Source organism: uncultured Mobiluncus sp., assembly GCF_902488535.1.
In the GTDB taxonomy this organism is placed as follows: Bacteria; Actinomycetota; Actinomycetes; order Actinomycetales; family Actinomycetaceae; genus Mobiluncus.
This window is the reverse complement of record NZ_CABTWO010000001.1, coordinates 138048-160000: the sequence shown is the minus strand read 5'-3', so window position 1 is coordinate 160000 and position 21953 is coordinate 138048. Positions and strand designations below refer to the sequence as shown.

At 62.1% G+C, this 21953-nt stretch carries 20 protein-coding genes and 1 pseudogene; 10 read left to right on the top strand and 11 right to left on the bottom strand.

Translation table 11 applies throughout. The features are described 5' to 3' along the window. From RDL66_RS00665 to RDL66_RS00645, 5 genes are all read left to right on the top strand, one after another. Positions 1-1458: a TadA family conjugal transfer-associated ATPase gene (locus RDL66_RS00665; protein ID WP_308534564.1), complete on the top strand. Its 1458-nt coding sequence runs from the start codon at positions 1-3 to the stop codon at positions 1456-1458. Beyond that, the gene (locus tag RDL66_RS00660; RefSeq protein WP_308534563.1) at positions 1458-2681 is read left to right on the top strand and encodes a type II secretion system protein; all 1224 of its coding nucleotides are present in this window, start codon (positions 1458-1460) and stop codon (positions 2679-2681) included. Before RDL66_RS00665 ends, RDL66_RS00660 begins: the two co-directional genes overlap by 1 nt. A 114-nt stretch (positions 2682-2795) precedes the next feature. After that, entirely contained in the window at positions 2796-2999 is a 204-nt protein-coding gene (locus RDL66_RS00655) for a DUF4244 domain-containing protein (protein WP_308534562.1), read from the top strand. A 2-nt stretch (positions 3000-3001) separates the two neighbouring features. Further along, positions 3002-3436 (top strand): pilus assembly protein, encoded by a 435-nt coding sequence (locus RDL66_RS00650; protein WP_308534561.1) that lies wholly within the window; start codon positions 3002-3004, stop codon positions 3434-3436. Beyond that, positions 3420-3809 carry an Rv3654c family TadE-like protein gene (locus tag RDL66_RS00645; protein WP_308534560.1) on the top strand — a complete coding sequence of 130 codons (390 nt, stop codon included), beginning with the start codon at positions 3420-3422 and terminating at the stop codon, positions 3807-3809. Before RDL66_RS00650 ends, RDL66_RS00645 begins: the two co-directional genes overlap by 17 nt. 183 nt (positions 3810-3992) lie before the next feature. On the opposite strand, the gene RDL66_RS00640 is transcribed toward RDL66_RS00645, so the two are convergent. From RDL66_RS00640 to hemC, 8 genes are all read right to left on the bottom strand, one after another. Continuing rightward, positions 3993-5414 carry an MFS transporter gene (locus RDL66_RS00640; RefSeq protein WP_308534559.1) on the bottom strand — a complete coding sequence of 474 codons (1422 nt, stop codon included), beginning with the start codon at positions 5412-5414 and terminating at the stop codon, positions 3993-3995. Between the two features lie 123 nt (positions 5415-5537). After that, positions 5538-8021: a heavy metal translocating P-type ATPase gene (locus tag RDL66_RS00635; protein ID WP_308534558.1), complete on the bottom strand. Its 2484-nt coding sequence runs from the start codon at positions 8019-8021 to the stop codon at positions 5538-5540. A gap of 65 nt (positions 8022-8086) precedes the next feature. After that, positions 8087-8311 carry a heavy-metal-associated domain-containing protein gene (locus tag RDL66_RS00630; RefSeq protein WP_296181360.1) on the bottom strand — a complete coding sequence of 75 codons (225 nt, stop codon included), beginning with the start codon at positions 8309-8311 and terminating at the stop codon, positions 8087-8089. 133 nt (positions 8312-8444) lie between these two features. Continuing rightward, a complete protein-coding gene (gene purB / locus RDL66_RS00625; RefSeq protein WP_308534557.1) occupies positions 8445-9902 on the bottom strand; it encodes an adenylosuccinate lyase in 1458 nt (485 codons plus the stop codon). 44 nt (positions 9903-9946) lie between these two features. Then, positions 9947-11356 (bottom strand): glutamate-1-semialdehyde 2,1-aminomutase, encoded by a 1410-nt coding sequence (locus tag RDL66_RS00620; RefSeq protein ID WP_308534556.1) that lies wholly within the window; start codon positions 11354-11356, stop codon positions 9947-9949. Between the two features lie 86 nt (positions 11357-11442). Beyond that, positions 11443-12567: a porphobilinogen synthase gene (gene hemB / locus RDL66_RS00615; RefSeq protein ID WP_308534555.1), complete on the bottom strand. Its 1125-nt coding sequence runs from the start codon at positions 12565-12567 to the stop codon at positions 11443-11445. Positions 12568-12576: 9 nt separating this feature from the next. Then, the gene (locus tag RDL66_RS00610) at positions 12577-13335 is read right to left on the bottom strand and encodes a uroporphyrinogen-III synthase (protein WP_308534554.1); all 759 of its coding nucleotides are present in this window, start codon (positions 13333-13335) and stop codon (positions 12577-12579) included. A 6-nt stretch (positions 13336-13341) separates the two neighbouring features. After that, on the bottom strand, positions 13342-14463 hold the full coding sequence (hemC, locus tag RDL66_RS00605) for a hydroxymethylbilane synthase (protein WP_308534553.1): 1122 nt from the start codon (positions 14461-14463) through the stop codon (positions 13342-13344). Between the two features lie 91 nt (positions 14464-14554). Here hemC and RDL66_RS00600 point away from each other — a divergent pair, with 91 nt between their 5' ends. Together RDL66_RS00600 and RDL66_RS00595 are read left to right on the top strand one after the other, a co-directional pair. Then, positions 14555-14800: a type II toxin-antitoxin system VapB family antitoxin gene (locus tag RDL66_RS00600; RefSeq protein ID WP_297346317.1), complete on the top strand. Its 246-nt coding sequence runs from the start codon at positions 14555-14557 to the stop codon at positions 14798-14800. 29 nt (positions 14801-14829) lie between these two features. Next, positions 14830-15168 (top strand): type II toxin-antitoxin system VapC family toxin, encoded by a 339-nt coding sequence (locus tag RDL66_RS00595; protein ID WP_308534552.1) that lies wholly within the window; start codon positions 14830-14832, stop codon positions 15166-15168. Between the two features lie 38 nt (positions 15169-15206). Here RDL66_RS00595 and RDL66_RS00590 read toward each other — a convergent pair whose 3' ends face one another. Both RDL66_RS00590 and RDL66_RS00585 read right to left on the bottom strand, forming a co-directional pair. Continuing rightward, positions 15207-16748 (bottom strand): FAD-dependent oxidoreductase, encoded by a 1542-nt coding sequence (locus tag RDL66_RS00590; protein ID WP_308534551.1) that lies wholly within the window; start codon positions 16746-16748, stop codon positions 15207-15209. A 21-nt stretch (positions 16749-16769) separates the two neighbouring features. Beyond that, positions 16770-17879: a uroporphyrinogen decarboxylase family protein gene (locus RDL66_RS00585; protein WP_374042885.1), complete on the bottom strand. Its 1110-nt coding sequence runs from the start codon at positions 17877-17879 to the stop codon at positions 16770-16772. Positions 17880-18001: 122 nt separating this feature from the next. Between RDL66_RS00585 and RDL66_RS00580 the strand changes: the two genes are divergently transcribed. The 3 genes and pseudogenes from RDL66_RS00580 to hemQ all read left to right on the top strand — a co-directional run bounded on the left by RDL66_RS00580 (position 18002) and on the right by hemQ (position 21465). Continuing rightward, the gene (locus RDL66_RS00580) at positions 18002-19288 is read left to right on the top strand and encodes a glutamyl-tRNA reductase (RefSeq protein ID WP_308534549.1); all 1287 of its coding nucleotides are present in this window, start codon (positions 18002-18004) and stop codon (positions 19286-19288) included. Positions 19289-19293: 5 nt separating this feature from the next. Beyond that, positions 19294-20589, top strand: a pseudogene (locus RDL66_RS09000) (ferrochelatase); the annotation flags it as partial. A 33-nt stretch (positions 20590-20622) separates the two neighbouring features. Beyond that, complete coding sequence (hemQ, locus tag RDL66_RS08995; RefSeq protein WP_374042883.1) at positions 20623-21465, top strand: hydrogen peroxide-dependent heme synthase; 843 nt, start codon at positions 20623-20625, stop codon at positions 21463-21465. A 263-nt stretch (positions 21466-21728) separates the two neighbouring features. Here hemQ and RDL66_RS00570 read toward each other — a convergent pair whose 3' ends face one another. Beyond that, positions 21729-21926, bottom strand: a complete 198-nt coding sequence (locus RDL66_RS00570; RefSeq protein WP_308534547.1) for a hypothetical protein — start codon at positions 21924-21926, stop codon at positions 21729-21731. Between the last annotated feature and the right edge of the window lie 27 nt (positions 21927-21953).

The window sequence follows — 21953 nt, the reverse complement described above, 5'->3', positions numbered from 1 at the left end:
ATGAACATTAGTGAGATGAGACGCCTGGTCGCGGGCGGTTTGGATCCGGCACAGGCCGTTTTACAGACGGCTCCGGCAGCCACCACAACCGGCGAGTTAGCACAGGGCGCCCGCGGGCTGCGCCAATCCTTGGAGGGGGTCGATGAGCCGCTCGGTTCCCTGCTGACTCGACCCGGAGTCACGGATTTGCTGGTCAATGGCCCCGAAGAGGCTTGGATAGATGCCGGTGCGGGATTGGAAAAAGTCCCGGATTTCTGCATGGGTTCGGCGCTGTCTCTGCGCCGGGCGGCGGTGCGGATGGCGGCCGCGGCCGGGCAACGGCTCGATGACGCGACCCCGATTGTCGATGCGACCCTGCCTTCGGGAGTGCGTCTGCACGCCGTGTTACCGCCGCTGTCAGGGGATTCGACCGTGATTTCGTTGCGGGTGCCCAGTCCGGTGGCTCTGCCTTTGGAGGCGGTGGTGGCATCTGGCATGGTTTCCCCCTGGCTCGCTGAAGTGCTGCGCCAATTGGTGCAGGTGCGGGCTTCGGGGTTGATAACCGGGGCTACCGGCACGGGGAAAACGACTTTGTTGGCTTGTTTGTTGGGGTTGGCGGCCCCAGATGAGCGTCTCATCTGTATCGAGGAGGTTTCGGAGCTGCGCCCGGCCCACCCGCACGTGGTTCATCTGCAGGCACGGGGTGCCAATGTGCAGGGGGCTGGCGGGGTGTCTTTGTCCGACTTGGTGAAGGCCGCGATGCGAATGCGCCCGGATCGTTTGATTTTGGGTGAGGCCAGGGGTGGCGAAGTGCGGGAGATGCTGTCCGCGTTGAACACGGGTCACCGCGGCGGTTGGGCGACGGTTCACGCCAATTCGGCGCTGGAGGTGCCGGCGCGTTTGGAGGCTCTGGGGGCTTTGGCGGGTATGAGCCGCGAGGCTTTGTGCGCCCAATCCCTGCCGGCTTTCGATGTCATCGTGCATCTGCGCCGGTTTCGTGATCAGGACGGGCGGGTGCGTCGCGCGGTGGTGCAGTTGGCACGTCTGACGCGCGGTTCTGACGGGGCGTTGGCGGCAAAAGCGGTGTTGGATTTCGATCCCCAGACCGGGGCGGTGCAACGGTTGGAGGGCTGGCGGGACTTTGCCGCCCAGTTTGAGTTGCCCGAACCACCATTGGATCCCGCGCCGACTGTTTCCCCTGCGGTAGGCTCCCCCGCCACCGGGGCGGACACGACCAGCCGCAGCAACGACCTTGTGACCCCGAGACCGGAACACGCAAACCCAAAACTCGAACTTGTGCATACAGACCCAGAAATTTTTCACCCAGAACCGGAACTGGCAGAAACCAGCCGGGTTGCCACCCCAACACCGCCACCGAAATGGCAAGTTCCCCACCTGGAATGGAATCCTGTGGGGGAGCGCAATCAGGTGCCGAACCTGTCCGCCCACGAATTTGCGGGTACTCAGGGGGTGCGCTGATGGATTCGACACAGCTGGTTACCGTGGTGGTGGCCGTGGTGCTGCTGGCAGGTGCGGGACTGTTAGCGGGGATGGGTTCACGCAGCGGGCGTGAACCGCAACCACGCGACCTGTCCTCCCGCGCCGCAAGGGGTGTTCGCGGCGCAAAACGTTCGGGAGGCGCAGCACCCTGGTTCACTGTGTTTTCCAGGCGAAGCGAGCGCCAGGTGCCACGGGGGCTGAGGGATTTGGACGTGGGGCTGCTGTGTGCAGAAATCGCCACTCGTTTAGAGGCAGGAGCCAGCATTGAAAATGCCTGGGCCACCACCTTGCATCGCCTGGATGCGCGTCTGGATTTCGCCGCGATACAAGCCTTTGTGGCTCATCCGCGGCCGGGACTGCGGGAACGCTTCGTTTACTTGCGGGCGGGGCGAGAGGCGGAAACAAACCCGCTGGCTCGGGTGCGTCACCCGGAAGCGGCCGCTCAAGCCTTGCGGGGTATGTTGATTGCCACCCAGGTAGCGACCCAGGTCGGAGCCCCTTTGGCCGAGATTTTGAACCGGGTTGCCGACGGGATTGCCGCCACGCTAGAGACCGCGGCGAAACGTCACACCGCGCAGGTCGGCCCCAAAGCTACCGCTCGCCTGCTGGGGGTGTTGCCTTTGGCGGCGCTGGGAATGGCCCAGTTTATCGGGGTGGATGTCATCGATATGGCTTTTCGGGGCGGTATCAATACCTGGGTTTTTGTCATCGGTTTGAGTCTGATGGTGGTGGGAAACCTGTGGTCAGCAGCCATGATTCGCAAGGCTACCGGCAGCCCCACGCCGGGCCTCGATCCGACTTTGGCGATGGACATCATCGCGGCCTGTCAACAAAACGGAGTGTCATTGACGTCCACCCTGCAAGCTGTGTCCGTCGCCAGCGAGGAGGCGGATTTGGCGGTGGTGGCGCGAATGCTGCTGTTGGGGGCGGACTGGGATGAGGCGTGGGCGCAGGCGGATACCAAGTGGGTTGATTTGGCCACCGTGTTGCAGCCGGCGTGGGAGGAGGGCGCATCCCCGGTGCCGCTGCTGGTGCGCGGGGCTTCGCGGACTCGGGCCGCGGAGATTCACCGGGCTTTGGACGCGGCGGAACGTTTGGGGGTGCGGCTGATGATTCCCCTGGGGGTGTGCCTGCTGCCGGCGTTTTTTGCGCTGGGGATTGTGCCGGTGGTGGTGTCCACGATTGAGGACCTCATTTCGTGAGGGCCGAATACATACTTCCCTTTGTCAACGCACAAGGGGGTGCCAGTTCGTCACCGTGACTGCTGGTGGTCACGCGGAAGGTCCGCGAGACAAATCGGAAAAAGGAGAGAGAAAATGAACAAGATTAGCGCATTGCAAACGAAGGCACTGTCTTTTTGGGCTCGTCTCAAGGGCGAGGAGAACGGCATGGCCACCGCGGAATACGCCATCGGTACTCTGGCGGCGGCCGCTTTTGCGGGACTGTTGCTGATGATTATGAAAGGCGGCGAGTTGAAAGGCGCGCTGCAGTCCATCATCGAAGCGGCTTTGCAGGTCTGAACATGATGATGAATGTCGGGAAAGGTTGGCGTCAACAGCTCAGTCGGCGCCTAGTGCGCCGTTGGCTGGCTCACGGGCGACGCCTCAGTTCGGAAAACGGGATGGTTACGACCGAGCTCGCGCTGACCTTCCCCGCAGTCATCATGATTGTGGTGGCGTTGGCGTTGACCGGGGCAGCCGGAATGGCGGGAGTCCAGGTCAACGCGGCAGCGCGAGCGGCTTGCCGGTCGGTAGCGATTGGTGAGGACAGCGCGGCGGCGGTTGCAGCCGGCAATCGGTTGCTCGGGGGTGCCGGAGGTTCGGCTGGTGCGGTAAGCGTGAACACCACTGGCAAGGACGTGCAGTGCAGCGCCACCAAGAAAATGCCCGCGATGCTCGGAATGCTCGGCATGAGCGCAAAAGCGCAGGCGGTGATTCCTCGTGAAGATTCATGGTGAAACCGCCGGTCAAGAGTCGCTCCGAGAGAGACTGCGTGATGAGCGCGGTTCGGGAACGGTCATGGCGTTGGGGCTGATTCTGTTGGGATTGGCTTTGACCTTGGGTTTGGCTCAGGTCGGGGTAGCTGCGGCGGGTGCCACTGCCGCTCATCAGGCCAGTGATTTGGCTGCCATTGCGGGGGCTACCGCCGTGTTGACCGGTGGGGACGGTTGCGCGACCGCCGGCGAATACGCCACCAAGAACGGTTCTCACCTGGAGTCTTGCACGGTTTCGGGATGGATGGTGACTGTTCGGGTAGCCAAACCGTTGAAAATCGGGCTGGTGGCGGAGGCTCCATCGACATCCCGGGCAGGCCCAGAATTCTTGGGCTAGGAGGTCTGGTTGAGCGCACGGTCCTGGCAGAATCGGCAACTAGCTTGAGGCTCGGGCAGGTCTGGCAGGATTGGCACTCTGGCAGAGCTGGGGGACGGGCAAGCCTTGCGAATTTTCCGGTTCTGCTGGTCATAACAAGAGGCGTGGTCCTGGCATTTCTGGAAGTCCTCGCCGGGCTCGCGCTCAGCTCAGGCTTTGGCGCACTCGGGCGGCGGTGCCGCGCGCCCAGCCGGTCGTGGCCACCACCGCGATGATGGCTACCGCCGCCCCCAAGGCGATGGTGATGTACCAAGCCGGGTGGGCGGCCTCGTGAATGGGCAGGCCGCGCGCCACCCCGAGGTTCATGAACGCGCCGAAGCCCGCAATGCCCAGGGACATACCGATTTGGCGGGCGGTGGAAGTCGTGGCGGAAGCGACCCCGGCTTGACTTTCCGGCATGGCTGCCAGCACCCGGTTCGTCACCGGCATATTGGTAAATGCCAACACCACACCCGCCAAGGTTGTGGCCACGAACAGCAACACGACCGGGCCGGTGCTGTTCAGAGGTAGCAGGCAGACACCCAACAGCAGGGTGCCGATGCCAGCTACCAGGAACGCCGCGCGGTAGTTGCCTGCGGCGACGATACGTCCCGCCGCCACAGCCGCGATGGTGTTGGCAATCGCTAGGGGCAGCATCATCAACCCGGCCTGCAACGGGGTGAAACCGAGGTCTAGTTGCAGGTAGAGGGCAAACACGAACATGAAACCGCCGTGAGTAATGAAAACGAACTCCATGACGGACAGGGACCCGACGAAAGGAACGGAACGGAAATAACGAAAATCTAGCATCGGCCAGGGCGTGTGGGTTTCTCGCCACACGAAACCGAGGGAGGCCGCCACAAATATCCCCGCCAAAATCCACTCGCGGAGACCAAAAATGCCTTCCCCGAAGCTGATGATGTCATAAGTCAGGGCACCCATGAGTACCGCGGTCAAAATTTGGCCGGGAATATCCAGGCGGCGTCCGGTTTCATCACGCGATTCGGGGACTTCCCGGATGATGCCCGCCAGGGTCAAAGCCAGCAGCGGGAGCGGCGCCCAAAACACGGCGCGCCAATCGACCCAGGTCACCAAGGCTCCAGCCAACACCGGCCCGGCGGCTAAACCGACTCCGAGCAGCGCATTCCAAAACCCGATGGCTTTCGCGCGTTCCACCGGGTCGCGAAACACCTCGTTGATGACCGCGAGGCTGATAACCGGCAGCATACACGCCCCCAGCCCTTGCAAACCGCGGCCGACTATCAGCACCAGCGGCACCCACGCGGCGGCAGCCAGCACGGTGCCGGCCGTGAAAGTCGCCATGCCCACAATCATGGTGCGGCGGCGTCCGAAACGGTCACCCAAAGCTCCGGTCACCATCAGCATGGCCGCCAAAGCGAGGGCATAGATGTTCAACGACCACTGCAGCTCCCCGGTGCTGGCGTGCAAATCCGCCCGTATCGCCGGTAAGGTCACGTTCATCGCGTTCAGATACAGCTGGGTACACACGACGGTCATCGAGCACACCAACAGCACTCGTTTGCGTCGAGCCGGCGTCAAAGCGTCAGCATCACCCTCAGAAGCCACTTTGCACCGTCCCTTCGCTGGCCTCCCTTAGTCTAGCGTCTTTACGCCCAGCGCCAATCCGCCAAAAAATTGAGTACCACCCGGTTCGCGCCGCGGTGCCACACGCCTAAAAACCTGGCGAAATCACAGGTGGACGCGGTTTAGGCGCAGAGAGTTCAGCACCACCAGCACCGAACTGGACGCCATGAAAGCCCCCGCCAGCCCCGGATTCAACATCCCCGCGGCCGCCAGGGGTATCGCCACAATGTTGTAACCAAAAGCCCAGGCGAGGTTCTCTTTGATATTTCTCAGGGTGGCTCGAGACACGTTGATGGCCTGGGCGATGGCCCCCAAACTGGGGTTCACCAGGGTGATGTCCGCGGCACCGATAGCCGCATCGGTGCCAGTGGCCAGGGCAATCCCCAGGTCGGCAGCGGCCAGAGCGGCTGCATCGTTGACGCCGTCCCCGACCATCGCCACGATTTTCCCGGCGTCTTGCAGTTCCCGGATTGCGTCGACCTTGCCTTCCGGGCTGACTCCCGCCACGACGGTTTCGATTCCGGCCTGGTCGGCCGCTAGGCGTGCCGGTTCGCTCTGATCCCCGGTCAGCAGGACGGTTTCGATACCGGCCGCTTTCAAGCCGGCTACCGTGTGTGCGGCTTCGGGTTTGACCGGGTCGCTGAACGTAAACACGGCGAGGGCTCGCGCCTGCACCAGGTCTCCCGCCACCGCGGCGATATTGTTTTCGCTGCGCCGGCCCGGTTTGGCCACGGTTCCCGCACTGTCCAGCAAACTGGCCCCGTAACCGGCCTTTTCGACCTGTGCAATCAGGGTTTCAGCCGGGACATCCACGGTGAGTGTCACGGTGGCGATTTCTAAGGGGAGGTTCACCGAAGCCGAAACCCCGTCGAGTTTATTGAGTCGCTTTTCCACTCGGGCCACGCAAGACGCGCAGGTCATTCCCGTGACTTTCAAGGTCATTTCCGTGCTGTCCCGCTCCGCCGACAGCTGTCCGTTACCGGCGGGCTCGCCTGACAACACCGGGGAGGCGTCCCCGGAAACATGTGAAGACCAGTCCGCACCCGTAGCCAACACCGCCACGGTCCGGCCTTGTGACTGGGCGGCCCCAATCGCCGCACCCACGTCGGGGGGAATGTCCGCGCCCATCGCCGTGAGCCACTCCGGTTTCCCAATCGCATAGGCCACGCCGTCCACGAAACCTCCGGCACCGCGCCCGATGAACGTGGCGAACCCGGTCGGGGCACCGAGTCCGCTCCCGCAGTCTCTCGCTTTTGCGGCTGCGACCAGGGCTTTTCCAATCGGGTGGGGGGATCCGGCCTCCAGGCTGGCCGCCAACGCGAGAGCCTCGGTGTCCCCCAGCGACTCCATCCCCGCAGGTCTCGAAGCGGACACCGTCACGTCCTCCAGGCGCATTTCCCCGCTGGTCAGCGTGCCGGTTTTGTCCATGACCAGGGTGTTGATGCGCCGGGTTTCCTCCAGAATCTGGGGGCCTTTCAGCAGGATGCCTGCCCGGGATGCCCGGGTGGACCCGACCAGCAAAGCCATCGGGGTCGCCAACCCCAACGCGCACGGACAGGCGATGACCAGCACTGATACCCCGGCGGTGAAAGCGGCAGGGAACGGTTGTCCGTGTCCCAGCCACAGCGCGAAAGTCAGGACAGCCAGGACGATTACCACCGGGACGAACACTGCCGAGACCCGGTCCGCTAGGCGGGAAACCGGGGCTTTCTCGGCTTGAGCGCGGGTCACCAGTCGGGTGATTTGGGCCAGTTTCGTCTCCGCACCGACCTTGGTGGCCTGAACGACCAGCATTCCTTGGACGTTGATGGTGGCGCCGGTCACACTATCGCCCACAGATTTTTCGACCGGGATGGGCTCGCCGGTCAGCATGGATTCGTCAACGGTGGAGTGCCCCTCGAAAACGATGCCGTCAGTGGCGATTTTTTCCCCGGCCGGTACCAAAAAGTAGTCCCCCGGCTGTAGCGCGGCGACGTCGACAGTTTCAGTTTCCCAAGGCGTGGTCGTGTCACGAGGGTCGCCGGGACGGGTGACGCGCACGGCCTGTTTTGCCCCTAGGGACAGCAAAGCGCGCAGCGCCGAGGTCGCCGAGGACTTAGCCCGAGCCTCCAAATACCGTCCGGTCAGCAAGAATACGGTAATCATCACGGCGGTTTCAAAAAAGATTTCGCCCCCGGAGCCTGTTTCGTGCGCTGCGGCGAGCGGGTTCAGGCTCATGTTCATGGTCATGCCGATACGGCCGGCGGGGGTGAAAATCAGCGCCCCCCAGGAGTACAGCGTCGCCACGCTCACCCCCAACGCGACCAGGGTGTCCATCGTGGTGGACCCCCCTCGTGCCGCCCGCAGAGCCCCACGGTGGAACGGCGCGGCGGCCCACCCCACCACCGGCAGACTGCAAACACCTACAACCCACTGCCAAGCCGGGAACTGCAGGACTTCCAGCATGGAGATCGCCATCACCGGCAGACCAAAAATCACGGCCACCACCAGGCGACGCCCCAGGTCTTTCCGGCGCAACCCGGTCGGGTCCACCGCCGGATCCAGCGCCGGGTCAGCGGAGGAATTAACTGTCGTTTCGTTGTGTGTCATCAAACCACCGGGCCGTTCCCGCGCCGCCCCAACACCACCGCTGGAGACAGCGAAGGAAACAAAATCTACCGGTCGATGGACACGACGCGGTAGTTGCCGGCGTCCTGCACGGTTTCGGTGAGGACCTGGTCGGAGGGCAGGCTTTCGCCGGTCACGGTAGCGACACCGCGGCCCTCGTCACGCACCACTTCAACGCGCTCAACGCCCGCTAGGTCGCTGAGGTCAGCGGTGATGTGCTTGACGCACATGTCACAAGTCAGTCCGTCGAGGTTCATGGTGAGGGTTGCCATTAGGGGTTCCTTTCGTTGCTGTTTTGCGATATTGGCCGCTCGTAGGGCCACTGTCTATTTTAACCACCGGTTGCGCCGGATTATTCCCACCCGGCGGAACCGGAATCGGCCCTGTTTGGTGGGCTGAGCCGGCTTACTCGAGATAGTCGACCAGCTGGGCGGCCAGCCCGGTGTAGGTCGCAGGAGTCAGGGCCTGCAAACGTGCGGTTTGCTCTGGGGGAAGCCCCAGGTCAGCAATGAACTGGCGCATCCGAGCCCCGTCCACCTTGTGCCCGCGGGTCAGCTCTTTTAAGCGCTCATAGGGGTTATCCATACCAGAAACTCCGGCAATCCCCGCCACACGCATGGTCTGTTGGACCGCCTCGCCCAACACTTCCCAGTTGTCGTCCAAATCGGCTGCCATCACGGCCGCATCAACTTTCAGCCCGGCCAGTCCGCGCCGCAGGTTATCCATCGCCAGCAGGGAGTGGCCAAACGCGGTCCCGATATTGCGCTGGGTAGTGGAATCGGTGAGGTCGCGCTGCATCCGGGTCGTGACCAGGGTCTGTTCCAGCACCTCGAACAGGCCGGAGGAAATCTCGAGGTTCGCTTCGGCGTTTTCGAACCGAATCGGGTTGATTTTATGCGGCATGGTCGAAGACCCGGTCGAGCCTTGCGCCGCCAAATCCTGGGCAAAATACCGCAGGGAAATATAGGTCCAAATGTCGGTAGCGAGGTTGTGGGCGATGCGGTTAAAGTGCGTGACCGTCGCATAAAGTTCCGCTTGATAGTCGTGGGACTCAATCTGGGTGGTCAAAGGATTCCAGGTCAGTCCGAGCCGGTCCTCGACGAATCCGCGCGACAGCGCCGCCCAATCCGCTCCGGGCACCGCCACCGTGTGCGCCGCAAAATCGCCGGTCGCGCCGTTGATTTTGCCCAAGTATTCCTGGGTTTCGACGCGTTTCAGCTGACGGTTCATACGCCAGGCAAACACGGCAAGTTCGTGTCCCAAGGTGGTGGGGGTGGCGGGCTGTCCGTGGGTGTGGGCCAGCATCGGCACGTTTGCATTTTCCCGGGCCAGGTCGGTGATTTGGGTTTGCAGGGCGCGGGCGGCGGGCAGCCACACGCGTCCCACCCCGTTCTTTATCAAAATCGCGTAGGTCAGGTTGTTGATGTCCTCGGAAGTGCAGAAAATGTGCACCATTTCTTTCAGACTCGGCAGTGCCTGGCCTTCCGTGCCGCCTAACGCCTCCGGGGCGGCCTCAAGGGCGGACTTCAACAGGTATTCCACCGCTTTCACGTCATGCTTGGTTTTCGCTTCGGTTTGGCTCAGGGTAGCGATTTCGTCTGCCCCGAAAGTCCCGACCAAGCCGCGCAGATACGTTTTTTCCGCCGCGCTCAACACCGGCGCGCCGTCCAGCACTTCCTGGTCCGTGAGCCAAATGAGCCACTCTATCTCGACGAACAGACGTGCCCGGTTCACCGCCGCTTCGGAAAACCAGTCCACCAGCGGGGCTACGACCCCGCGGTATCGTCCGTCCAGCGAACCAAGGGCAATCGCCGGGCTTAGTGCCCCTAAATCAACGTGTGCGGTGGGAAATTCAGTAGCCATTTGTTTTGCTTTCAATAGTTGTGAGGGATAGTTGGCGCCTAGGTTTAGGCCTGGGGCGGTTTAGCGGTGGCGGCGGCCTTCGCGGCGGCCGGAATCGCATCCAAGATCCGGTTGATGGCTCCGTCGTCACCGAAGTGGGCCGCGGAAACAAACCAGGCTTCAAACACGGAAGGCGGTAGCATGACGCCTTGCCGGTAAAACTCCCAGAACATCGGGGCGAACCGCCAGGTTTCCTGGGCTTTCGCACCGGCATAATCGGTGACGGGAGTCTCAGAAAAGAACACGGAGAACAGCGATCCGGCTCGCCCGATGAAGTGGGGCACGCCCTCGCGTTTCAACGCTGCGTCCAGAGCGCCCGCAATCGTGTCAGCCACCGCATCAACCTTGCCGTACACAGAAGTGTCGGCACCTTGTAAAGTAGCTAACCCGGCCGCGCAAGACAGCGGGTTGCCGCTCAGGGTTCCGGCGTGATAGACCGGGCCGAGAGGGGCGAGCTGATCCATCAGTTCGGCGCGGCCTCCGATGGCGGCCAGGGGCATTCCTCCCCCGATGACCTTGCCGAAAGTCAACAAGTCCGGGGTCCAACACTCGCCGAAGGTCACGCCTTTGTTTTGGGCGGCGACCCCTATCGGGAACAGTCCCGCCGGCCCGGACGTGGTGCCCTCTGGACTTTCCAGATATTCCCGCCCGGTGGACAACCCCCACCAGCCCGAACGCGACACCCGAAACCCGGTCAGCACCTCGTCTTGAATCATCAACGCCCCGTACTCGCGACACAGCCGAGAAATTTCGGGCAGGAATCCCGCCCGCGGTGCCACGACACCCATATTCGCGGCGGCGCCTTCCACGATGACCGCGGCAATCTCGGAGCCGCGCCGGGCAAACACTTCCTGCACAGCTTTCACATTGTTGTAGGGCACCACCAAGGTCAGGGCCGAAATTCCCGCCGGTACTCCCGCGGAGGAGGGCAAACCGCCGGTGGCAACCCCGGAACCGGCCTCGCTGAGCAAACCGTCAGAGTGTCCGTGATAGTTACCGGCGAACTTGATAATCAAATCCCGACCGGTCGCCCCCCGCGCCAGGCGGATAGCGGTCATAGTCGCTTCGGTCCCGGTCGAAACGAAACGGACCTTTTCCGCCAGCGGGACACGTTGACGGATCGCCTCGGCCAGCAACGTTTCTGACTCGGTGGGCGCGCCAAAACTGAGACCCGCCTCAGCCGCCCGCGTCACGGCCTCCACCACCCGTTCATCGGCGTGACCCAGCAGCATCGGCCCCCAGGAACAAACCAGGTCAACGAACTCGTGACCTTCCGCGTCCCACACGCGCGGACCTTTGGCGCGAGCCACGAAAGCCGGCACGCCCCCGACCGAACCGTAGGCGCGCACGGGAGAATCGACCCCGCCGGGAATGACGGCTTGTGCCGCCGCAAACAAATCAGCATTCGTTGTCATTTTGCCCTCCTTTGGGTGATGAAAGTACTGTGTCACAAGGTCTTTTGGGTTACGTGTTCGGATAGCTCACCGTGGCACGGACTCAGTTAGGCCAAGCCTTGCGCCGCCTCAATCGCATAGTACGTCAACACAATGTCTGCCCCGGCCCGAACAATCGAGGTCAGGGACTCGTCGATGACGCGAGAACGGTCGATCCAGCCGTTAGCGGCTGCCGCCTCAATCATCGCGTATTCACCGGACACCTGGTAGGCGGCCACCGGCACCGGCGAAGCCGCGGCTACGTCAGCCAGTACGTCCAGATACAGCGAAGCGGGCTTAACCATGACCATGTCGGCGCCTTCTTCAATGTCCAGCAAGGTTTCGCGCAGTCCCTCACGACGGTTGGCGGGGTCCTGCTGATAGGTGCGCCGGTCGCCTTTCAGGGCACAACCGACCGCGTCCCGAAACGGCCCGAACAGGCCGGACGCATATTTGGCGGAGTAGGCCATAATCGCCACGTCACTGTATCCGGCTTCGTCCAAAGCCTCACGAATAGCGGCGACCTGGCCGTCCATCATTCCGCTGGGGCCGACCGCGACCGCCCCGGCCCGCGCTTGTGACACCGCCGTGGCCGCGTAACAGGACACCGCCCAATCGTTGTCTACCACACCGTCAGGGCGCAGCGGCCCGCAATGCCCGTGCGAAGTCGTCTCATCCAAGCAGGTGTCGGCCATAACCACCAGCTGGTCCCCGACCGCATCGGCGAGGGCGGCAATGCCCCGGTTTTGAATCCCGTTGGGGTCCCAAGCTGCCGAGCCGGTTTCGTCTTTGTCAGCGTCGGTGGGGACTCCGAACACAATCATGCCCCCGATGCCGGCATCCGCCGCTTCCCGTCCCAACTGCGCCAAAGACTCGGGCGTGTGCTGATATTGGCCGGGCATGGACGGAATCTCTACCGGTTCGCTAATCCCGTCACGCACGAATACGGGCAGGATCAGCTGTTCAGGGCTCCAGCGGGTTTCCGCCACCAGGCGACGCATCGCCACGGAAGTGCGCAACCGGCGGGGACGCACAAAAGGGGTCAGGCCGTGGGGCAGTTTCCGCGCGGGCACGACCTTTTCATTCGTCCCGCCCTTGGCCTCGGTTTCACAAGTCCCGGTGTGCCGTCCTCCGGTAGCGCTCGGAGTGGTCGGTCCTACCCCCAAATTTGCGGCGTGCGGTAATCCTGTCATAGTTATCCCCTAATCTTGTGCGGCTTTCTTTTCTTGCTCTCTAACAGCGTCCTCGTAAGCCCGAACGACCCCTTCGGTGTTCGTGGTTTCACAAACCTCGGCGGCTGACCAGCCCAGTTCCCGCAGCACAGCGGCGGAAGATTTCCCGAAAGCGATGGGTTCAGGCCATTGTTTCACGCCGGCTTTCGTCAGCAGTTGATGGGCGGCGTGTGCCACCGAACCGGCTGTAATCAACACGTAGGTCAGCGCTCCGGAAGCTAGGGCGGTCTCCCATTCCAGCGGTAAATCGGGCAGGGACACGGATTCATAGAGCCGGAGCTTTTCCACGTTATACCCCTTGCGGGTCAGCCCTTGCCCCAAGGTCGGTGCCGCCCCAACTGCACCGGGTAGCAGCACCGTTCCGGTTCCCTCCGGAAACACCTTGACCAGCGACTCGGCACAGGCCGGATCGGGCCCAACCAAGTCAACATGACCGTCAAGCTGACGGATGGCTTCGGCGGTGGCGGCACCCACGGCTGCGACCTGCACTTGAGCAAACAAATCTTCCAAGTCGTAGTGAGCGTCCAGGAACGTGGCTGTTGCCACGCTAGAGAGCACAACCCAGTCGTATTCCCCGCTCTGCAGCCGCTGCATCGGCTCAAACCAGTCCTCGCTGGGGGTGGGCACTTTTTCGGTCACGGGCGCGCACACCACCGGCAGCCCCGCCTTTTCCAGTCCCTGTGCCAACACGTCTCCCGGTACTCTGGGCACCAACAGTTTAGGTTTCATCAAATGTTATTCCCCCCACAATTCCTTTTCATTATCTACAGTCTGATTCGCACCACTCTGGGTTGTCTCGGGTTTAGCGGCCTTGAGGTCGGCGATTGTTGCTGCTCCGGCCGCTAACAGTTCCCCAGCCAAATCCACCCCCAACTGTTGGGCAGCGGCCAGCGCGAAATCACGCTGCGCGGCTTCAGCCCCCAGCAACACGGTGGTTTCCCCGTTGACTTCCAAGACTTCGCCCTGATTTCCGATCACTCGGGCAGTCAGTTCCAGGCGTCCCGAGGGCGCTTCGACACGGTTGTCCCAGGTCACCATTCCTCGCACACCCAAGGGCGCGGCGCAGCCGGCCTCCAGGTAACGCAACAGGGCGCGTTCCGCACTGACCTCTAAACGGGTGGGTTCGTCGTCCACAAACTTGAGGATTTGGGCGAAGTTTCGCCCTTCTGCGGCGTCCAACAGTTCGGGGCGGGTTTCCAGGGCTAGCGCGCCCTGTCCACCGGCCGGAATCACCGTGCCTTCCAAGGAGTCCGTGATGGCCTCGTCCAATCCCAAGCGGCGCAACCCGGCTCGTGCCAGCACCACCCCGTCCAAATCTTCCGCGGCCTTGCCCGGCTGCAGGCCGGCCCGTTCAGCCACGGTAGCCAAACCTTTCACCCGTCCGACTCGCGTAGGGACGTTGCCGCGAATGTCTACCAACGTAATATCCGGGCGTGCGGCAGCAATCTGGCGGGCCCGGCGCGGCGAGCCGGTTCCCAGGCGCGAACCGGCGGGCAAGTCCGCCAACCCGAGATTGTCGCGCGCCACCAGCACGTCCCCCGGATCTTCACGAGTCGGGGTGGCCGCCACCACCAGACCGTCTACGGGCACGGTGGGCAGGTCTTTCAGCGAATGCACCACCAGGTCGCAGTGGCCCTCCAGCAGCGCCACCCGCAGAGCCGCCGCGAACACGCCGACTCCGCCGAGGCTAGCTAGGGAAGCCCGGTTGATGTCGCCCTCCGTGGTAAAGGTCTGGACGTTCACGTGCAGTCCACGCTGTTGTAGGTCGGATGCCACCGTGCGGGTTTGGGTCAAAGCTAGGGCAGAGGCCCGGGTGCCAATCACGAGCGGACGCTCAGCGCTGCCAATCGTTTGCATAAGCTCTAGCTTAGGACAAAGCAGGGTTAAGTTGTAACCGGAGCGGCAAACCAACCTCCCATTTTTCTAGCATTCATGGTAGAATTTTTCTATGCCGATGCTGACTATCAAAGATCCCCAGGTGTATGAAAACGTTCGCGAGCTCGCGAAACGTAAAGGCATGACTATGACCGCCGTGGTGCGCGAACTGGCCCAGCGGGAACTCGAGACCACGCGCCGACCGACTTATGAGGAAAAACTGCAGGCCATCAGGGAAATTCAAGCCCAAGTGGAGGAGGAAGGGATTACCTTCTTGACTGATGACGACCTCTACGATGAGGACGGATTACCGAAGTGATTGTAGACACCTCAGTTTTAATCGCCATTATGGCTAAGGAACCCGGCTACCGAGAATATCTCGAAAAAATCCTCCGTAGCGACAACACGAAAATCAGTGCGGGAACCGCAGTTGAATTCGAACTCGTAGCGCGCAAGTACGGTGATCCACCACAGGTTCTCCACGCCCTAGGTATTGAAATCACCCCCGTGGATCAAAACCACCTCTATTGGGCTCGCTACGCCATCCAGAATTTCGCGCGCGGCTCGGGCTCTCCAGCCAAACTCAACTTCGGGGACTGTTTTTCCTACGCCGCCTCCCGCGCCCTGAACGAACCGCTACTGTTCAAAGGCACGGACTTCAGCGCAACCGACGTCATCGCCGCGTGAGCGCCCGGCAACCGTGCGCCCCGCCCTTATGAATCGGCCTATTGAAACTGCAATCCACGAGCGACCACGGCGGTAATCCCGGTCCCAGCAAACAACGCACCTTCCAGATCCAAGCCCTCCACGCGCTGGGCCGCGGCGGCAATCTGGTTGAGCACGGCGCGTTCCTCGGCGTTGGGGTGGGTCATGGCGTCGCCCCAAAAGATGCGGCGCGAATCCAGGACCTGGTCCATCGTCAGTTCCACTCCCAGCATCCGCGACGCGTCAGCCAAAGCCCGCTCCACCGTAATCTGGTAGACAAAACCGTCCGGGTCGCCTTCTCGACCGTAGGAAATCCGCAGGATATGCGTGTGGGGGGCAGCTCCCGCCATCGTGCCGGGCCATTTCGCGGAATAGTTCGTGATGGCTTTGGCCTGCAACACGTTCGGGTCCTCATCAGGTCCGCAGGGCGGAGGCCCGACCAACATGCCCGACCCGCGCGGCGGGTTGTCCAGCTGGGGTGCATTGACTGCCAGGGTCACATTCATCACGTGGGTGCCTTTATGCAGCTGAAATCCGGTGGTCAAATCGCCGATTTCTTCCAAAGCCGCCGCGTCAAACCGTAGGGTGGCGTCCCGGTGGTCGCGTTCGGCGTGGAACTTCTGACGCAGCATCGAGGCCGCGGCCGAGTTCAGCACCTTCAATGCACTGTTGCCCGGCAGCGCCACCACAATCCGGTCGGTCGCCAACCCGAAAGCGTTACCGGTTTCTTCCGGCGGCCCGCCCTGGTACTTGGTGTTGGAAATCGTGTGTTTGCACCACACGACCCAGCGCGGGTTCTCCGCTCCGATACCGGCTTCGACATGCATGACCCGTACGTGGTTGTCGATGCGTCCCCCCGCGTCGGTAATACGTTTCACCAGCTCGTCTACCAGCTTGAACATGCCGCCTTCGGGCATCATCACCACGATTGAGTTGGGTTTACGGGTGGCGGCCACCGCCTTGGTCAGTGACCCGGTGCGTGCCAGGGCGGCGCGCAATCCCGGTGCGACCCGGTCGGGATCCAGCCCGTTGGGGTGCGTGGAGTGAATGCCTCCCGCGAACGGGGTCACGAACGCGTCCAGCACGGCTTTCCCCAGCCGGGCTTCTACCAGTTCCCCAAAACTTTTCGCGTCCGCGCCGACTTCCGCGGGCAGCGTCAAATCCTGTCGGGCGCGCTCCAGGGCTTGTGGCCCGGCGATGTGGGTCAGTCCCTCCACGAATACCGGGTCGTCAAGGTCGGCGGGAATCCCCAGAGTTCCGAAGGGAATCCGCACGGCATCGTTGCGGCCGTGGTCCCACACCCAGGAGTCGCTGTGGGGGGCGACCGGGTTCAAACCCAGTTCCCGGCACAGCTCGGTGACTTCGGGGGTGCGAGTGGCGTAGGATTCAGCCCCGATATCCACGGTGGCTCCCCCGAAAACTCCCGAACAGACCAGGCCGCCGGGGCGTCCGCGTTCCTCCAAGATGAGGGGGCGCAGCCCGCGTTTTGTCGCCGCGTATCCGGCAGCCAGCGCGCCGAGTCCGCCGCCGAGGATAATCATGTCAAAGCCTTCGTCAGCCATGGTGTTTTCCCTTCACAAGCGTTATCTGGTGGGTTTGGTGGGTTTTTGAGAGTTTTCGGTGGGGGACGTGGCCGGGGCTCGCCAAGCGTGAATCCTCGCGGTCAGTTCGGTCAGTACCCCGGGGTCGGTGTCGGGTCTCACCCCGTGTCCCAAGTTGAAAATGTGGGCGGGAGCGGCCAGCCCGGCCTGCAGGACCTGTTCGGCTTCGCGCCAGACTCGTTCCATGTGGTCAGTCGGTTTCGCCTCTGTTGGGGTGGCGTCAGTTTGTGCCGGGTGTTCCGCGGGGACCAGCAGGTCCGGGTCGAGGTTGCCCTGCAGGACTTTCCCGGGCAGGCGCCGCGCGGCGGTATCCAAGCCCAAGTCGGAGTTGACGGAAACGACCTCGGCGATTTCACCCATCGCTTCGATGAGGTGAGCGGTGCCGACCCCAAAGTGAACGTGCGTGGCTCCCGGCGCACCCTGAAAGGCTAGTGACGAATAGGGCAGGGCGAAGCGGCGGTATTCCTCGGCTGTCAGAGACCCCGCCCAGGAATCGAAAAGCTGCACCGCTTCGGCGCCACCGTTGATCTGGGCTTTCATGAACTGGCCGGACAGTTTCGCGCACCAGGTCGCCAGTTTGGTCCAGGCGGCGGGTTCCGCCTCGATAAAAGCGCGGGTTTCCAAGCATTCGCGCCGCCGCGGCCCGCCGGCTTCCAACAGGTAAGACGCCAGGGTGAAGGGTGCTCCGGCGAATCCCAGCAGGACTTTTTCATAAGGCAGTTCGCGGCGCACGTGAGCGGCGGCTTGCTCGATGACCGACCAGTCCGCAACTTCCAGTTCGGTCAGTTTTTCTACCTCGGCGGCGCTGGTCAGAGGCTGTTTCAGTACCGGTCCGCGGCCGGGCACGATATCGATGTTTGCGCCGGCCAAATACAGCGGCACCACAATATCGGAAAAGAACACGGCCGCGTCGACGTGGTGGCGGCGTACCGGCTGGAGGGTAATTTCGGCGGCAACCTCGGGGGTGGTGCAGGCCGCGAGCATGGATTTTCCCTCACGCAAGGCACGGTATTCCGGTAGGGAACGCCCGGCTTGGCGCATAAACCACACCGGGGTGGTGACCGGTCTGATTCCGCTCAGCGCAGCACGCATCCGCGAACCGGAGAATAGTGGGTCAAGACCCAGAGGGGCTCTAGTCAAAACATATTCCTAACTTAGGATTGCCTTACTAACTGTTTTGCGGGGGTTAATATATTTAAGGTATAAAAAGGTTGATGCCTTTTCAACTTTACACCGTCAATCACCTGACCCACAGCTTGGCTGAAGTGGCACAGGCGGCGGCTCAAGCTGCAGAAAAGGAATCGGAATGGCTCGAGACGCCGGGAGTGCATTCCCTGGTGCTGGTCTCGACCTGTAACCGTGTGGAAATTTATGCTTCGGCCGATCCGGGAGTGCGCTTAGTTCCCGCCCATGAACTGCCCTCCGAAACTCAACAGCTCGAAGCTCCCCACCCGCCTCATGCCGAAAACGACGCTCTGGCCTGGAATTTCATTGAGGGTCGCGCGGTCGCCGAGCACCTGTATCGGGTTGCCGCGGGATTGGATTCCATGGTGGTGGGCGAGGCCGAGGTCGCGGGTCAGGTACGCCGTTCCTTCACGCGAGCCCAAGACTTGGGGGAAGTGCACGGGCTGATGGTGCGGATGTTTGAGGGGGCGCTGTCCACCGCGCGTAAGGTCGCCAGCAAAACTGAACTGACCGGACTAGGGCGTTCCGTGGTTTCCGTGGGGTTGGACGTGGCGGAGGCGAGCGGGCGGCTGCCCGAATGGCGACAGGCACAAGTTCTTTTGGTCGGCACCGGCGCTTATGCCGGAAGTACGGTCGCTCAGCTGCGTGCCCGCGGGGTGCGCGACATCGCCAATATTTCGACTTCCGAGCGGGTCACGGCATTTGCCAAGAATCACGGAACCCGCGTCGTTCCCGCCGCTGATTTAGTGCCTGCGCTGCGACAGGCGGATTTGGTCGTCACCGCGCGGGGAATCGGCGCCCCGGTGCTGCGCCGCGAACAGGTGCGCGACAGCTTGTCGGGTCCGGAGAGTTCCTTGACCATTTTGGACCTGGCGCTACATCGTGACGTCGAGGAAAGCGTGCGAGACCTGCCGGGAGTCGCGTTGTGGGATTTGGAGGATATTCGCCACCGGGTTCCGGCTTTGGCGGTGTCCCAAGTGCGTCGGGCGCACGAAATTATTGAACAAGGTTTGAGTGAGTATGACGCGGCGGTGGCCGCACGGCACATGGATCCGGCTATTGTCCAACTTCGCGCCATTTTCCAGCAGGCGGCTGCGGCCGAGATTGACAGACTTCCCGCTGGCGACATGATTTCTCGCGAGGCCGCGGAGGCCGCGATTCACCACGTCATTGCCAAACTGGCGCATACTCCTACTGTTTCCGCCCACATGGCGGCCGAGGCAGGCTTGGGCTCCGAGTGGGTTGATGCCCTAGCGACCGTGTGGGGACTGATCCCCGAGGTACTCGAAGCCGCGCTGAATGCTGAAGTCAGGTAATTTGCATGAATAGTTTGGCTCCTTATGATGCGTTGCTGCTGGTCAGCTACGGTGGTCCGAACGGTCCCGAGGACGTGCTGCCGTTTTTGCGCAATGCTACCGGCGGGGCAGGTATTCCCGATTCTCGCCTGGAACAAGTCGGCGGGCACTATCGACTTTTTGACGGCATTTCCCCCATTAATGCCCGCAACGCCGAGCTGCTGGCCAGCCTGCACCAACGCCTCGGCGATGACCTCCTCTATGCGGTAGGCAACCGTAACTGGCACCCGTATTTCAGCGAAAGCCTCATTGACTTGGTTGACCGGGGAGCGCGGCGGATTTTGACGCTGTTTACTACCGCTTACACGTGTTATTCGGGATGCCGACAATACCGGGAAAACCTGGCCCAGGCGCTCGCTGACCTGCGCGCTGCCCGCCCCGAGGTGGCCGGTGAAGTCACGCTGGACCGAGTGCGGCCTTTTGCGAACACCCCCGGATTCGTCAGCGCTAATGCCCGCGCTATCGCGGCGGCAGCCCGGGACCTAAACGTGACTCCCACTTCTGACCAATCCTCCGCGGCGTCACCCTCACCGGTTCACCTGGTTTACGTAACGCATTCGATTCCCCTGGAAATGGCGCGGCATTCCGGGCCGTCCCTCTCTGCCCACAGCACAGCCGCGGCTTCCCCGACGGTGCGGAAACCGGCCCTGTTCGACGACCGTTTTGACACTCCGGTCAGCCGCCCCCGCGTCCCCTTGCGCCAGCGCCTGACAGACTTTTCCCCCGAAGCCCTCAACGCTTTGCCGGTGGTGACCCGCGAGCAAGACGCCCTGGGGCAGGGCTGGACCTACCTGGCTCAACACCTCGCCATAGCCTTAGCCATTAACCGGCATCTGTCCGCACAAGGGCTGGAAATGCCGTGGTCGCTGGCGTTTTGTTCCCGTTCCGGTTCCCCCCACCAGGCTTGGTTGGAACCCGACATTAATGATCATTTGCGCGATTTGGCGGCCGCCGGGGTGCGCCGGGTCATCGTGGCTCCCTTTGGTTTTATTTCGGACCACATGGAAGTTGTGTATGACCTCGACACCGAGGCCGCCGCCACTGCCCAGGAACTTGGCCTGGCATACCGTCGGGCTGCCACTGCGGAATCTGACCCTGAGTTCCTGGATGAACTGGCTGACCTGGTTTACGAACGGGCCGCCTTTGCGCGCGGGGAACACCCCCAACAGTCTGTGGAGCCCGACACCTACCCGCCCTTGGCGGAAACTTGCGGACCGAACTGCTGCCAGTATCCGCGTCCTCACCATTCTCGTCCTCATCACACTGTTAACCCAACCCCAATCAAAGGAGAAACCATGGGACATCCCCAATCCGTTCAAACAGCTCCGGAAATCACCGGCGACCCGCGCGATTACGCAGTCGATTATCACGAAGTCAACGCCAGAGAGAACTATTCTCTGCACATGGTGTTTCGTCGGACTCGGCCCCTGCCCACCGACCCGCAGCGCTTGGAACGCATTACCCACCGTTTGGAAGAAGCGGTGCAGGGCGTGGTGGTGCGCGGCTGGTATGACGTGTCGGGATTCCGCCCCGACGCTGACCTGATGATTTGGGCGCTGGCTGACAATACCGAGGCTTTGCAAGAGGCGTTTCGCAAGGTGGGCGCCATCGGGACGTGCCACGGCCGGCCCGCTTTGTTTGAGCCGGTATGGTCGGCGATGAGCCGCCACCTGCCCGCTGAGTTCAACGAATCGCACCTGCCGGCCTGCTGGGGCGGTTTCGCCCCGCGCAAGTACGCCACGGTCTATCCCTTCGTGCGCTCTTGGGATTGGTACTACCTGCCCAAGGCGCGGCGCAACGCCATCCTGAAGGAACACGGTATGAACGGCCACGATTTCAATGACGTGGCGGTTTCGACCCTGGCGGCGTTTGCTCTGGGGGATTGGGAATGGACCATCACCCTGGAGGCCGACCGTTTGGATCGGGTCATGGGTGTGCTGCGCAAACAGCGCGAGGTTGAAGCTCGCCTGTTCGTACGGGTCGACACCCCGTTCTTTACCGGGGTTCGCGTAGAGCCTCGCGAGTGGGTGGATTTGCAGCCCAAGCGCGACGACACGAGCTGCCAGTGCGGCCAGTCTGACGAGTCTTCCTGTGGCTGCGGCCAGTCCGAGGAACCGTCCTGCGGTTGTGGCCAATAACCCGATTTTCCATCCTTAGATTCGACCCCTGCGGTGCTGCCTGGCACAGTCCGCAGGGGTTTAGTCTTGTCGCGCGCCAGGGTTCCTCGGGTCGTCTCGGTGTGCAAATGACCACACAAATCTGGCGTAGCGGACAAAAGTAAAACGTAACCTATTTTTTCATTGAGTAATGTATGAGAGTTTGCTGGGAATTGGGCCGACAGCACCAGACTTTCCCGGTCATGTTGTGAACACGTACAAATCAATAATTATTTTAGTGTTCATTAGGTGTCATATCTGAACACAAAACCTAACAAAATTGGCACTATTTTAAGGATTTGTAAAACCACGGCTCCCACCTGGGCTTTTATCACTTTTTTTGAATCAGAAAATCCTACCCTGAATGTTTCTTTGTTTTTTAAGAATTTATTCACTAAATTATCAGTTAACGGTTTTTGTTCCTGATAGAAACCGGGAGTCATGCCAACAACCTTGGCTCCGAGAACCTA